Raw genomic sequence first — 14,031 nt, forward strand, 5'->3', positions numbered from 1 at the left:
GTGTCGGAGAAATATGACAATTATCACGACGCCCATTTGCGCAAATCGGCGCGCGGCGTTGGCTCCAGGATTCGGCTGGCTGCTCCCCGCAGCACGCCGCCCTCCCCCGGGCGGACCTGCCGACTTCAGGCTGACGGCGCGCAATCGTCACGGGACGCGGTTGGGATCGGTTTTGTCCGCTTTTGGCGTCAGGCTGTTGCGCCGGTAGCGAGCCCCGCCAGAGCGCAGAGCTTGGCGTCGAGATTGAGAGCCGCGGCGGACACCTCGTCGTTGTGCAACCGGCTCTTCAAAGACGAAGGCAGGTCATAGGCCAGACGAACCTCGCCGGATGCCGTTTGGTAATCAGAACCCTGATCGGAACGTTGAGGCCGACGGGCATCATCGGCAACCCTGTGACGCTGCCCAGTTCGGCCTCAAAGGCGGCGACGACGGCCTCGAAGGAACGCTGGCTGACATGCTCGCAGTGCTGAACGATAAAGCTGTCGATCATGGCCGCCTCTTGTTCGTCCGCCGCATCGTCATGGCGGTCGATGTTGATCGGTTCGATTTGTACCATCGCGCGCCGGGAGCCGGCTATCATGTGAATGTGTGACGGAAACTGTTTTGACGGCGTGAGCAAACTCCGGCCCGCGATGGGAGCGTCTGGAGGATTACATGACCACACCTCAGGCCAAACCCCTGACAATGTCGCCGCGATGGCCCGCGATGCAGTCACCTTTATCAATCTGCTCGGCCTCTCCAAAGTCGACCTGCCGGGCTTCTCCCTCGGCGGTTTCCTGGCCCAATTGATTGCGGCTCAGCACGGACAACTGGTCCGCAAGGTGATCCTCGTCGGCACCCCCCCCCCGGGGCGGCGAAGAGCACCTGCTGACGGTTCTTAAGGACGCCTTGTCCCACGCCGAGGCGCCGGATATCCGGCTGCCGCTGTTCTTCACGCCGTCGTCCGCCAGCCAAGCGGCGGGTCTCGCCTTCTTGAAGCGGCCGAAGGCCCGCACAGAAGATCGCGACGCCGAGAGCGGCAGCGCCGTGACCGATCCACAAGCCAACGCGCTGATCACTTGGTGCGCCACGCCCGATCCCGAGCATGCCATTCTGCGCGCGATCACGCAGCCGCCGTCGGGCCAAACGTCCAGGGTTGGGCCGTCGGCAATCGCGCAGGCGTCGGTTGGTTCGGAGGGTCGTGCGGACACTGCCGGCGTTGCCGCCGGGGCGAACAGTTCGCTTGCGAAAATGGCTCGGGAGCGACCGGGGTGACGCGGGACGGCGGCACCTTCAACGCTCTTCGCAACAGCGGGGCCGGCCCAGGCGATCTCGTCGTGATCCATGGCGTGGGCGGTCTCGGCCATCTTGGCATTCAATTTTCCGCACGCCTCGGCTTTCGGACGATCGCGGTCAATCGCGGCCGGGAGAAGGAAGCGCTCGTCCGCTCTCTCGGCGCCCATGACTACATCGACAGCGAAGACGGCGATGTCGCCGAGGCTTTGCTGGCGCGAGGAGGCGCCCAAGGCGATCATCGCGACAGTATTGAACGCCGACGCGATGAAGGCGACGTGGGAGGCCTCGGGTGTGGGAGGCCTCGGGCCGAATGGGACGCTGATGGTGATCGGCGCGGTCGGCGCGTTCGACATTGACACGTTTGCCCTGCTTATGAAGCGCGCCGCCGTGAAAGGCTGGTATTCTGGCATCGCCGTCGACTCAGAGGACACCCTCGCCTTCAGCAAGCTTCACGGCATCAATTCGACGAACGAGATCTTTCCTCTTGAGGAGGTCCAGGCGGCCTACGATCGGATGATCAGCGGCAAGGCGCGGTTCAGAGTCGTCCTCAAGATGAACTGAGCCGCTGATCTGTGCAATGCCGACATCGCGTGCGCAGCTCCGCCACCGATGCATTTCACAGCATCAACGGCCTGCGCGACTGGGTCGCAGCGCAATGAGCGATGAGGGACGTAACCTCCGAATAGAGCCGACGACGTTGCTGGCATCCCGAGACTCCCCTCTCGCGGCCGCGTTGCATCGCTTTCAGCGGCGCGCCATCCGCCGGGATGACCGAGAGAACGCTGGCGCGACTTATAGCAGAAAGGAACTGGGAATGCGCATCTTGAAGATCGTAACCTCACCAAGAGGAGATCGATCCGTATCCACTGCTATGGTCGATGCATTTCTCTTTGAATACCAGAAGAAGATCAACGGACTTGGGGTTGTCGACACATTGGATGTTTGGTCCGATTCGCTTCCGGATTTTAACGCCGAAGCGATAGGCGCCAAATACAAGGGCGTCTCCGGAGAGCCAATGACGCCATCGGAAGGAGCTGCATGGGAAAAGATTAAAGAACTGGCGTCACGATTTCAAAATGCGGATCGCATCGTGCTTGCTATTCCGATGTGGAATTTTTCCTTTCCATATAAGCTCAAGCAACTGATCGATCTTGCTTGTCAGCGGAACATGCTTTTCACGTTGACGGGAAACAATATGGCCCGGCGTTGAATATCGACAAGGCTTTTGTCGTGTATGTCCGAGGGCAGAGCAAAGAGGCCGGCTTTGAGACAGTCCAACCGCCTGGTTTTGAATATGTAACCAACTACGTAGAATTCTGGCTGCGCTTTATCGGCGTACGCGATGTCACAGCCATGACCGTCGAGCACACGTGGGATGGGCGGGCGCAAGACATGATCGAGGAAGGGAAGAAGCAAGCGGCAAAGTTGGCAAAACAATTTTGAAAGCCATGGAGCGGGCGTAGCGATATTTTAAAGTGAGCGATGAAGCAAACACCGCGGCCGGCCTCAAAGTCCATGAACTGAAACATAAACTTCGAAGCCAATCTGTTTGTCGGTATGTTCATCCACTAACTATCGCTGGGATCCGGGGCTTTGCCTCCGACAAGCGGCGGCAAGGGACCAAGCGGATCACGCAGGATGAGGCCTTCGCATCATCGTCCCGTAACTGCCGCGGTCATGCTGCCGCCATTTCGATGGCCGGGGCCAAGCTCTGCGGCGGAAGCTCGACCTTGAAGCGATTGCCCGAGATCAGCATCGGCAAACGCAGTCTTCGATTGCGCCGTCGCCGATTATGCGTCTCTATTAGACGACCTAAATTCAACGGGCGGTCGGCGATTTGGGTCGCCATCTCGGCAACGACGGCGCCGACATTCGAGAGCTGTTCCCTTTGAGCGCCGATCCGGCGGCGACGAGCCGGCGACGCCTGTCCATAACGCTTTGCTATTATGTCTTGCGACACTCTGCTCTGATATCGTCGGCGGTGGATTTCGGTCCTCGCCCAGCACGAAACTGGCTCCGATCGAAAGTCGGGATATTTTAGAATGTGTGCAAATCGTCTATCCCGACGACCGCGATCATATGGTAAAATGCCTATCGCACAGCCTTGAAACCAGCGAACCTTACGAGGTGGAACAGCGGATGCGTCGATCCGACAGAACCTATCGTTGGCGTCGCCGCCTAGATCGACCGACGAACGACCCGACCGGCCGGGCGACAGGCTGGTACGGCGCCACGATTGGGATAGGCGATCAAAAAGCGGCCGGAGAAGCCCCGCGCAGCGAACAACAGCTCCGTCTACTCATCGACACTATTCCGGCTCTCGTTTGGTGTGCGACCCCCAACGGAGCGCCATCCTATTTGAACAAGCGCATGGTCGACTATACGGGCATGACGTTGGACAGTTCTGACCTTTTTGACGGCGGAAGCCGGCCGTCCCTTACGCGACAAGCTATTATCCATCCGGATGAACTTGCTGAGCTAGAGCGACTTTGGGCCCACTCCGTTCGAACCGGCGAACCATTTAGCATGAGGCATCGACTTCTCCGAGCTGACGGCGTGTACCGCTGGGTCGACGCACGCGCGAAGCCGTTGCATGATAGCGATGGACGCATCGTTCATTGGTACGGCGTAGATGTCGATATCCATGACGGCCACCAGACGGAGGAGGTTCTGCGCGACAGCGAACGACAGTTCCGTCTGCTCATCGACGCCATTCCTGCTCTCGTCTGGTGCGCGACCCCCGACGGAGAGCCATCCTATTTGAACAAGCGCATGGTCGATTTTACCGGCATCACATTGAACAGTCTCGAGCATTTGCAAGGCGGAAGCCTAGGATCCCGCGCGAGGCAAGCTATTGTCCATCCGGATGAACTTGCTGACCTAGAGCGACTGTGGTCTCGGTCCGTCCAAACTGGAGCAGCGCTTAGCATGAGGCATCGCCTTCGCCGGATCGATGGCGCGTACCGTTGGGTCGATTTACGTGTTGAGCCGTTGCGCAATGACGATGGCGATATCGCGCAGTGGTATGGCGTGTGCGTCGATATTGAAGACGAAACCCAAATGCAGGACGCGCTTCGCGCGACGCAGGACAAACTGTCGCGCGCGTCGCAAGCCGCAAGCCTCGCGGAGTTATCTGCCTCGATCGCACATGAGGTCAATCAACCGCTGGCTGCCGTGATCGCTAACAGTCATGCCTGCCAACGCTGGCTGTCGAGCGAACCTCCTAATCTGCAACGGGCGCAAGTTACAGTCGAACGGATCATTCGCGACGCGAACGGCGCAGCCGCGGTGGTGAGCAGAATCCGCGCTCTGTTCAAGCAGACTGCCTCAACGAGAGTCTCCATCAACCTGAACGACGTGATCGCCGAAGTGTGCAAGCTAATCAGCGATGACGTCACAAAGAAAAACATCAGCATCGAAACTGACTTGGATGCGAACTTGCCGTCGACTTTGGCCGACCGCGTGCAGATGCAACAAGTTCTTGTTAACCTCACTCGGAATGGAGTCGACGCAATGGAGTCGAGCGCCGACTATCCAAAGTCTCTATTGATCCGATCGCGACGGGGCGAGATGAACGAGGTGCTAATCGAGGTTCGGGATCACGGCGGCGGAGTGGAGGACGTTGAGCGAATCTTCGAGCCGTTCTTCACCACGAAAGAAAACGGCATGGGCATGGGCCTGGCGATCTGCCGTTCGATCATCGAGGCGCACGACGGTCGCCTGCGGGCGACCAAAAACGAACCCCGCGGGGCGACGCTCACGTTTACTCTTCCTGCCTATTCGAGTGAGCTGCAATGACCACGGAAGAGCCTATCGTGTTCATCGTGGATGATGATCATCGGATACGCGAAGCGCTCTGCGAACTCCTGACGTCTTTGGGTTTGCGCGCTCTCGGGTTTGGGTCTGCGGCGGAGTATATCGCCTTTCCGAGGCCTGACCAGCCCGCCTGCTTGGTTCTGGACGTGAAGCTGCCGGACATCAACGGCCTGGAGTTTCAGGAGCAAATTGCCGATGGAGATCATCCTCCCATCGTGTTCATTACTGGACATGGCGACATTCCGTCGTCGGTGCGAGCGATCAAGGGCGGGGCTGTCGATTTTCTAGCAAAGCCATTCAGCGAGTCGGAGTTGATTGAGGCGATTAACGCGGCGGTGGGTCAGGATCGCGTCTCCCGCTTGGAGAGGGCGGAGTTGGTCAAGCTGCAGCGACGCCTTTCCTGCCTGACGCCGCGAGAACGCCAAGTTCTGCCGTTAGTTGCTAGTGGCCTGCTCAACAAGCAGGCCGCCGCCGAACTTGGAATCAGCGAAGTGACGCTTCAGATCCATCGCAGCAAGGTCATGCAAAAGATGGAGGCAGCGTCGCTGGCCGACCTCGTAAGAATTGCTGAAAAGCTAGAAATACCAATAATTCATTCTCGGCGTGCAGGAACAATTCCGACATGATGGCTTCTCATAAGTCCAAAATCGCCGTTGTTGACGATGACGTTCGAGTTCTCGAGTCGATCCAGGATCTCTTGGAGTCGGCGGGACATTCGGTTTGCCCGTTTTCCTCCGCTCAGTCTCTCCTCGAAGGCGACATTCTGCCCGAGATCGATTGCCTGATCGCCGATATCGGAATGCCGCTCATCAACGGCTTCGAGCTGCATCGATTGGCGCGAGATGTGCGGCCTGACTTGCCTGTCATTTTCATTACGGCCCGCCACGAAGCCGCAACCCAAAAGCGCGCTGCCGCCCAAGGCCATCAAGGCTTCTTTCGAAAGCCCTTCGATGGTCCGGCATTGCTTGCCGCGGTCACTCAGGCTCTCCTAGCTTCCTCACATGGCAAGTGATCATGGCGGATGATCTTACCTGCCTCTGCTACATCGGCGATGGTTGCAACAGCTTTCGTCAGACTTAGGTCGAGCCATCGAATTCCGCGACGCGCGAGTATTTCAGAGTTCTTGGTTCGGGGCGTTGCGGATGTAACTCATTCGCAGACATTTGGAATGCTGCGGTAATGCCGCGGCGCCATTGTGGGCGAAGCTGTCGGAATTCTGCTGCAAAAAACGCAGAGATGCGCCGTGAGTTCCGACGGTCCTCACGTGGAGCCTCCAATGCTCGATCTCGACCGATTTTTCGCCGATTGCCAAGACGCCGTGGCCCAGGACCCCAGCCACAGAGCGGTATCTGAAGTCGTCGCCCGCGCGGTGAGCCGCCCCGAAGATATAGTTGCGGCGCTGGGAGAACCACAGCGGGCGGGCATTAACCTCCTCCACGCGTCGCCCGGCCTGACTATCCTGAACCTAGTCTGGGGGCCATGCATGACGATCATGCCGCACGAACACCGCATGTGGGCGGTGATTGGAATCTATTCGGGGCGCGAGGACAATATCTTCTGGCGTCGTTTGCCGCTGGATTCGGATCGCGCGATCGAGGCAGCAGGCGCGCGCTCGCTCAGCCGCGGCGATTGCACTAAGTTGGGCTCCGACATCATTCACTCCGTGACCAATCCGATCCCGCGCCTGACTGGGGCAATCCATATCTATGGCGGGGATCTCCTTAACCAGGAGCGGAGCGAGTGGAACCCCGAGACACTGCGAGAGGAACCTTACGACGCCGAAAAGGCGCGCCGGTTATTTGAGGATTCAAGCAAGATATAAATGCCGCATCGGACGGCCTACGCCGTCGGGACATCCGAAGATATCGGAGGCATTGCCCGATAGAGGCTCTTCTAGCGCTTCAAGACGAAGCGACGCGTCTCGATGTCGATAATTGGCGGAGCTCGATAGAGATTGCAGTAGCGGCCCTAGCAATCGACAGCAACCTCCTTGCCTAAGGACGGTCGATTTTGGCTGATCTCCGCGACAAGCTGCCGGAGCCAGCGCAGCCGCGGATGCCCGTCAAATCGTTTGTGCCACAGCTGTTTGACCTCGATCGGAGGGATGCTGAAGGGAGGCTCCGCGATGATGAGATCGCAGATGCTCGCGAATTGCACCGCGAGCGGCCGGGGGATCGTCGCCACAAGGTCCGACTGAGCCACGATAAAGGGAACGGTGACGAAATGTGAGATCTGCAGAGCGATGCTCCGTTGCAATCCTTCGGCCGATAGCCCGAGCTCAACCACGTCTCGGAACCGACCCTCTTGAGCGATCGCTATATGCTGCGCGCCCAGGTAGTCGGAAAGGCTCATGTCGGGACCAATGGTTGGATGATTCCGGCGCACCAGACAGGCCGAGCGGTGTTTGAACAGAGACTGCTGCTTGAACGATGACGAAACGAGATCCGGAAAGTAGCCTATCGCGAGGTCGACTTCACCGAGATCCATGGCCAACGACAGTTCGTGCGGCCGTCTGACCACGGCACGCAATGCCGCATGCGGCGCCTCGCGGGCAAACCGTTCAAGCAGCTTGGGTAGGAATTCGAGTTCGCCGATATCAGATAGGCTTAACGTCAACGCGCCGGTCTCGCTTACCGGATCGAAAGCGGCCTGAGACAGGATATCCAGACGAATCGTTTTGAGCACCGAAGACACGGCGGGCCTCAGCAACTGCGCGCGGGCCGTCGGCTGCATCACGCCATTGGCGCGCACAAAGAGCTCGTCGCCAAGAGCGAGACGTAGTTTCGACAGAGACGCGCTCATCGTCGGCTGGCTTAATCGCAGCCGCTGCGCGGTGCGCGTTAGCGTGCCCTCCTCGAATAATGTGTCGAGGACAACCAGCAGATTGAGGTCGAGGTCACGGATATCCATGTTGCGCCTGCCCCGAAATTTAATCTCGCTATCTCCAGGTGGGACATCAACCTAACAATGCCGCCCGATAGTCACTATTGGCTTTCTTTTATAGGGCTTCTGAAGTTCCGATGCGAGGATCTTCTCCAAAGATATTCTGCGTTGTGCCGCGCCTCGTTGAGACCTATTAGCCGACCGCCAGATCGCCGGCCGCTTCGACAGGGCCTTATCGACTAATGGAGATGGTGCGGCGATCGCGCTTCTGGCCTCGCAAATTGGCAGTTCGAGCCAGGTCGCCGATTCGGTAGGCCACCGATGCCTGAAAGGCGTCATCAACTCTTTAAGCGGCGTAGCATGAATAAGGAAGTGGACCTCCATGGAGGCATCAACAATGCCGCCGCTCAACTGACGCGCATCCTGATTGTCGACGACGATCGCTCCATGCAGCAAATGATGGTCAACTATCTCGACGGAGAAAATCTACACGCTTTCTCCGCATTCGGAGCGCGAGACGCCATCGGTCTTCTTACAAAGAATGAGCCCGGCCTCGTAATCCTCGATCTGCGGCTTGGCCGAGACGACGGGCTGGACGTGCTGCGAGAGATCCGGTCGCGCTCAGACGTCCCGGTGATCATTGTCACTGGCGATCGGTGCGAAGAGACCGACCGGGTGGTCGGATTGGAACTCGGCGCCGATGATTACGTCACCAAACCTTTCAGCCTCCGAGAGCTGCTGGCGCGCATCCGGGCAGTATTGCGGCGACGGGAAACTACGTGCATCGCGCCTCGGCGAGATTCGGATCTAGGCATTTACACATTTGGTGGGTGGCAGTTCAATCGACGCTTTGGTCGTCTAACTAACTCCAGTGAAATTGCGATCACTCTGACGAAGAACGAGCGCGCGCTCCTGATTGCGTTCGTTGAGGCGCCGCAGCGGACGCTCTCTCGCGAGTACCTTATTCAAACGACTCGCCGGCATGAGGACATCGCCGGTCGAAGCATCGATGTGCAAGTCCTGCGTCTGCGGCGGAAATTGGAGACCGATCCGGACGCGCCGCGGATCATCCAGACACATCACGGATTCGGCTATGCGTTTGCTCTGGAGGTTAAGCGTCTCTAAAAAAGGAACCTGCCGTTTCATGGCAGGACGTTTAGCAATTCGAGCAAGCTGCGGAAAGTGAAGGACCCGGACAAGGCCATTATCCCGAGCAATTCCACAACGAAGGTTCGCATGATCTGACAAAGGTCGCGAGGTTCGTCGTGTCCTAGGTTACAGACGCAATAACTTTGCATCGCATTGAAATTATGCCGACACCGGGACGCGCCATGGTGATCACTGCGCTTTTTCAACAATCAGAGCGACAGGACCTCATGAAAGTTCTCATTACCTCGGTGCCTTTGATGGGCCACCTCAATCCATTGCTCGCGATCGGTCGCAACTTGATCGAGGAAGGTCACGAGGTCGTAGGTTTATCCGCCAACGTCTTGCGCGACCGCATAGAAGGAATGGGCGCGGCGTTCCACCCCTTTCCTGGCAAAGCGGACATCGATCTGCGCGATATCACAGCAGCGTTTCCCGAACTCAAGATCCTATCGCCGGGACCGGAGATGTCGCGCTTTTACATTGAACGCATGTTCATCGACCCGATCCCGGCTCAGCACGAGGGGTTGAAACAGGTTCTGCGCGATTTTCCGGCCGACGTCATCATCGGGGACAGTCTGTTTCTCGGGGCTCTGCCAATGTTGCTTGGACCGCGGTCGGAGCGTCCGCCCATAGTCCTTTGCGGCACCACGCTTCTGTTTTGGCATCGCGACGATGGAGCGCCGGCCGGCGCTGGCTTGCCGCCTGCAACCAGCGAAGCCGAGCGCAAGGAATACGCTGCACTCTTTAAAGACATAAAGACGCTGTCTTTGACCCCACCAGGCATTATCTAAATGAGCGCCTGGCGGCCCTCGGCGTCAAACCCTTGTCGATGGACATTCTCGACGCCATCGAAGCTCTTCCGGACGCATTTTTGCAGCTGACGGTTCCGAGCTTCGAGTTTCCCAGAACGGACCTGCCAGCTTCGGTCCATTTCGTTGGCGCGCTCCCGATCATCCCTAACCAAGCTCCGGTTCCGCCATGGGCGCATGAGTTAGATGGATCGCGTAAAGTTGTTTTAGTAACCCAGGGCACCCTCCCAAATCACAATTTCGGCCAATTGGTCGCCCCGACGCTCGCGGCGCTCGCCAACGAGCCTGATGTGCTCGTGATCGCGACCGCCGGCGGTCGTCCAATTGATTCCATACCCGGGCCAATTCCCAGCAATGTCCGCTTGGCCAGCTATCTGCCGTTCGAATGGGTGCTGCCCAAGATCGATGCGCTTGTCACTAACGGCGGCTATGGCAGCGTCAATCAGGCTCTGAGCTTTGGCGTTCCGCTGGTTACCGCCGGGCTAACCGAGGACAAAGCGGACGTTAATGCCCGTGTGGCGTGGTCTGGCGTCGGCATTGATCTCAAGACCAATGAGCCGACGCCATCAGCCCTCCGCGAGGCGATCCGGGCCGTGCTCGATAAGCCGAATTTCCGTGCGCGGGCGTCGGCCCTAGGCCGTTGTGACGAATTCGGCGTTTGGGGGATTCTCGCGAGGATCTTTCCATGATTCAAGGCTGATTTTTGGAGATCAGCCTTGATGATTCGGGATGTCGATGCGCTGCGAGACGATCAATGGGAGCGGCTTTGTGATCTTGTGCCAGGCGGAAGAGCCGGCCAGCGCGGGCCGCGCTGCGACAATCGACGCTTCGTCGACGCGCTGTTATGGATGGCCCGCTCGGGCGGCCGCTGGCGCGATCTGCCCGAACGCTTCGGCGACCATCAGGCGGTGAAACGCCGCTACTATCGCTGGATCGAGCGCGGCGCCTTGGACGGATTTCTTGAGGCATTCACCGCCGAGGCCGATCTCGAATGGCTGATGATCGACTCAACAATCGTGCGCGCCCATCAGCACGCGGCCGGCGCAAGGATCGCCAAAGGGGGGCGGATGCCCAAGGCCTGGGCCGCTCTCGCGGTGGTTTGAGCACCAAAATCCACGCCGCGACAGACGCACTCGGCAACCCCGTTCGGCTCCTTCTCGGACCTGGGCAGCGCAACGACATCACAAAAGCGCACGCCCTGATCGAAGGCTTTGCGGCCGATGCGATCATCGCCGATAAAGGTTATGACGCCAATCACTTGCGCAAGGCTGTTCTTATGCGTGAGGCTGAGCCGGTGATCCCATCAAAATCCAATCGCCGCGCGCCGCTCCCCTACGACAAGGCGCTCTACAAGGAGCGCAATCTCGTCGAGCGTTTCTTCAATAAACTGAAGCAGTTCCGGCGCGTCGCAACCCGATACGACAAGCTCCTCGCAAACTACCGAGGCTTCGTATTGCTCGCCGCTATTGCTATCATGCTCAGGTAATTCGTCACTACTGCCTAGGCAAAGAGTTCGCGGCCATCGACACGCGAGGCGAAATCTTGCGAATTCTAACGCAAGTCTCGCATGTTCCAGCTGACAAGAGCGTCCCGCCTCACCTTCGCGCCCAGGCGGGATGACCGGCTCGACGCGAGCAGCCTTCACAACCAACGCTGCCGTCGCAGAAGCTGTAATCACTCCCATCGAAGAGCTTAAAAACGACCCGCACGAGGTTTTCGGGCGTCCGCAATCATCCGGTTGAGGGCGTCCTTCGACGCCTGATGCGCCAGCACGATGCCGGCCGGCGAATTGCGGTCGGCCGTTCCAAGCTGGGCTTTGCAAGGAGTCTCTCCGCTGATATGTTCCTTATCTGTTCTTAATTGCAGCTGAGTCGATCGAGTTCGCGAAAGACTCCTCGACGAAGGCGGCAATAGATCAGCATGATAATGTCCGCATATTCGCGGGTGATGTTTGATTCTCGGGCGGATGGGGAAATGGGCGCGGCGCATCTTGAAAAGTTGAACGACAGTCAGCGCAGCGCGGCCGAGCATGGCGTCGGCCTTGCCGACGGTGAGGTCGGGGGACCGTTGCTGATCATCGCCGGAGCCGGATCGGGCAAGACGAACACGCTGGCGCATCGCGTGGCGCATCTCATCGTCAACGGCGCAGATCCTAGGCGCATCCTGCTAATGACGTTCTCCCGGCGCGCAGCATCGGAGATGGGTCGCCGAGTCGAGCGCATCTGCGCCAGAGTGCTCGGAGACAAGGCCGGCGCGCTCACCGACGCGCTCGCCTGGGCTGGCACCTTCCATGGGGTCGGCGCGCGGCTGCTGCGCGATTATGCCGACCAGATTGGGCTCGATCCGCAGTTTACGATTCACGACCGGGAAGATAGCGCGGACCTAATGAACATCGTCCGCCATCAGCTCGGTTTCTCGAAAATGGAAAGCCGATTCCCGACAAAGGGGACCTGCGTGGCGATCTATTCGCGAGCGGTCAATGCGGAGGCCCCGCTGCAAGACGTGCTGCGCGCGAACTATCCCTGGGTCGCGCAGTGGGAGGCGCAACTGCGCGAACTTTTCGCGGGCTATGTCGAGGCCAAACAGATCCAGAGCGTCCTCGATTACGACGACCTCCTGCTCTATTGGGCGCAGATGGTCAGCGATCCGGTCCTCGCCGACGATATCGGCGGTCGCTGGGATCACGTGCTGGTCGACGAATATCAGGACACCAACCGGCTTCAGGCCTCGATTTTGACAGCGCTGAAGCCCAGCGGCCGGGGGCTGACCGTTGTTGGCGACGACGCCCAGTCTATTTACAGCTTCCGCGCCGCCACAGTGCGCAACATCCTCGACTTCCCGAAAAAATTCAGCCCGCCGGCGGAGATCATCACGCTCGATCGCAACTACCGCTCGACACAGCCGATCCTGGCGGCCGCCAATGGCGTCATCGATCTCGCAAAGGAGCGGTTCACGAAGAATCTCTGGACTGAACGCGAATCCGCCGAACGGCCTTGCCTCATCACTGTGCGCGACGAGGCCGACCAGGCGAGGTTCGTTGCGGGGGAGGTTCTTGAGAACCGGGAGGCGGGCATGCGGCTGAAGGAACAGGCCGTCCTGTTCCGCGCCAGCCACCACAGCGGACCGCTGGAAGTCGAGCTGACCCGCCGCAACATCCCCTTCGTCAAATTCGGCGGGCTCAAGTTTCTTGATAGCGCGCATGTGAAGGACATGCTAGCGGCGCTGCGTTTCGTTCAGAACCCCCGCGACCGAGTCGCCGGCTTCCGGATCATGCAGCTTCTGCCCGGCGTCGGCCCGTCATCGGCGCAAACAGCGCTGGACGCCATGGCCGACCGGCCCGATCCTCTCGCCGCGCTTGTCGACCTCCCCTGCCCTCCCCGAGCGCGGGCCGATTGGCCGGGCTTCGTCGCATTGCTGCGCGACCTGCGCCGCTGCTCCAGCTGGCCGGCCGAAATCGCGCAGGTAAGCAACTGGTATGAGCCGCATCTTGAGCGCATTCACGAGGATGTCGAGATGCGAAAGGTGGACCTGCTCCAGCTCGAGAATATTGCAGCTGGCTATCCGTCGCGCGAGCGGTTCCTGACCGAATTGACGCTCGATCCTCCCGACGCGACCTCGGGACAGGCTGGCGCGCCCCTGCTCGACGAGGACTATTTGATCCTCTCGACCATTCACTCGGCCAAGGGTCAGGAATGGAAATCGGTCTTCGTGCTTAACGCGGTCGACGGCTGCATCCCTTCCGATCTCGGCGTCGGCACGACGGACGAAATCGAGGAGGAGCGGCGGCTGCTCTATGTCGCAATGACGCGGGCGAAGGACAGTCTCTCCCTCATCGCGCCGCAGCGATTCTTCACCCACGGACAATCGGCGACCGGGGATCGACACGTCTATGCTGCGCGCACGCGCTTCATTCCGACAAAGCTACTGCAACTGTTCGAATGCCGTGCGTGGCCCGTGACACCCACGGGACAAGCGGGAGCAGCATCGCAGGCGCGACAGGTCCGCGTCGATGTCGGCGCCCGGATGCGCGGAATGTGGCGATAGAAAGACCTGGCGGATGAGCATCCGGCGCGGGACATATCCGTCGCCGAACATCTAT

General features: G+C 59.4%; 11 protein-coding genes and 3 pseudogenes. 12 read left to right on the top strand and 2 right to left on the bottom strand.

The window, feature by feature from the left end:
• Positions 1 to 286: 286 nt before the first annotated feature.
• The gene (locus tag WDN46_17150) at positions 287 to 556 is read right to left on the bottom strand and encodes a hypothetical protein (GenBank protein ID MEJ0095077.1); all 270 of its coding nucleotides are present in this window, start codon (positions 554 to 556) and stop codon (positions 287 to 289) included.
• A 106-nt stretch (positions 557 to 662) separates the two neighbouring features.
• On the opposite strand from WDN46_17150, the pseudogene WDN46_17155 reads away from it, so the two are divergent.
• From WDN46_17155 to WDN46_17185, 7 genes and pseudogenes are all read left to right on the top strand, one after another.
• A pseudogene (locus WDN46_17155) lies at positions 663 to 1,113 on the top strand (alpha/beta hydrolase).
• A 327-nt stretch (positions 1,114 to 1,440) separates the two neighbouring features.
• Positions 1,441 to 1,836 carry a hypothetical protein gene (locus tag WDN46_17160; protein ID MEJ0095078.1) on the top strand — a complete coding sequence of 132 codons (396 nt, stop codon included), beginning with the start codon at positions 1,441 to 1,443 and terminating at the stop codon, positions 1,834 to 1,836.
• 253 nt (positions 1,837 to 2,089) lie between these two features.
• Positions 2,090 to 2,718 (top strand): annotated as a pseudogene (locus WDN46_17165) (NAD(P)H-dependent oxidoreductase).
• A 603-nt stretch (positions 2,719 to 3,321) separates the two neighbouring features.
• On the top strand, positions 3,322 to 5,073 hold the full coding sequence (locus WDN46_17170; GenBank protein MEJ0095079.1) for a PAS domain-containing protein: 1,752 nt from the start codon (positions 3,322 to 3,324) through the stop codon (positions 5,071 to 5,073).
• The gene (locus WDN46_17175; GenBank protein ID MEJ0095080.1) at positions 5,070 to 5,717 is read left to right on the top strand and encodes a response regulator; all 648 of its coding nucleotides are present in this window, start codon (positions 5,070 to 5,072) and stop codon (positions 5,715 to 5,717) included. Before WDN46_17170 ends, WDN46_17175 begins: the two co-directional genes overlap by 4 nt.
• Positions 5,717 to 6,103: a response regulator gene (locus tag WDN46_17180; protein ID MEJ0095081.1), complete on the top strand. Its 387-nt coding sequence runs from the start codon at positions 5,717 to 5,719 to the stop codon at positions 6,101 to 6,103. Before WDN46_17175 ends, WDN46_17180 begins: the two co-directional genes overlap by 1 nt.
• A 264-nt stretch (positions 6,104 to 6,367) precedes the next feature.
• Positions 6,368 to 6,913, top strand: coding sequence for a hypothetical protein (locus WDN46_17185; protein ID MEJ0095082.1), 546 nt, complete (start codon positions 6,368 to 6,370; stop codon positions 6,911 to 6,913).
• Between the two features lie 146 nt (positions 6,914 to 7,059).
• Here WDN46_17185 and WDN46_17190 read toward each other — a convergent pair whose 3' ends face one another.
• Positions 7,060 to 8,001, bottom strand: coding sequence for a LysR family transcriptional regulator (locus WDN46_17190; GenBank protein MEJ0095083.1), 942 nt, complete (start codon positions 7,999 to 8,001; stop codon positions 7,060 to 7,062).
• 333 nt (positions 8,002 to 8,334) lie between these two features.
• Here WDN46_17190 and WDN46_17195 point away from each other — a divergent pair, with 333 nt between their 5' ends.
• From WDN46_17195 to WDN46_17215, 5 genes and pseudogenes are all read left to right on the top strand, one after another.
• Complete coding sequence (locus WDN46_17195; GenBank protein MEJ0095084.1) at positions 8,335 to 9,099, top strand: response regulator; 765 nt, start codon at positions 8,335 to 8,337, stop codon at positions 9,097 to 9,099.
• A gap of 251 nt (positions 9,100 to 9,350) precedes the next feature.
• On the top strand, positions 9,351 to 9,914 hold the full coding sequence (locus tag WDN46_17200) for a hypothetical protein (protein ID MEJ0095085.1): 564 nt from the start codon (positions 9,351 to 9,353) through the stop codon (positions 9,912 to 9,914).
• Positions 9,915 to 9,952: 38 nt separating this feature from the next.
• Entirely contained in the window at positions 9,953 to 10,621 is a 669-nt protein-coding gene (locus WDN46_17205; protein ID MEJ0095086.1) for a nucleotide disphospho-sugar-binding domain-containing protein, read from the top strand.
• Between the two features lie 30 nt (positions 10,622 to 10,651).
• Positions 10,652 to 11,418 (top strand): annotated as a pseudogene (locus WDN46_17210) (IS5 family transposase).
• A 488-nt stretch (positions 11,419 to 11,906) separates the two neighbouring features.
• A complete protein-coding gene (locus WDN46_17215) occupies positions 11,907 to 13,976 on the top strand; it encodes an ATP-dependent helicase (GenBank protein MEJ0095087.1) in 2,070 nt (689 codons plus the stop codon).
• The last annotated feature ends 55 nt before the right edge of the window (positions 13,977 to 14,031 follow it).

Origin of the sequence: Methylocella sp. (genome assembly GCA_037200525.1) — a bacterium.
Lineage (GTDB): Bacteria > Pseudomonadota > Alphaproteobacteria > Rhizobiales > Beijerinckiaceae > Methylocapsa.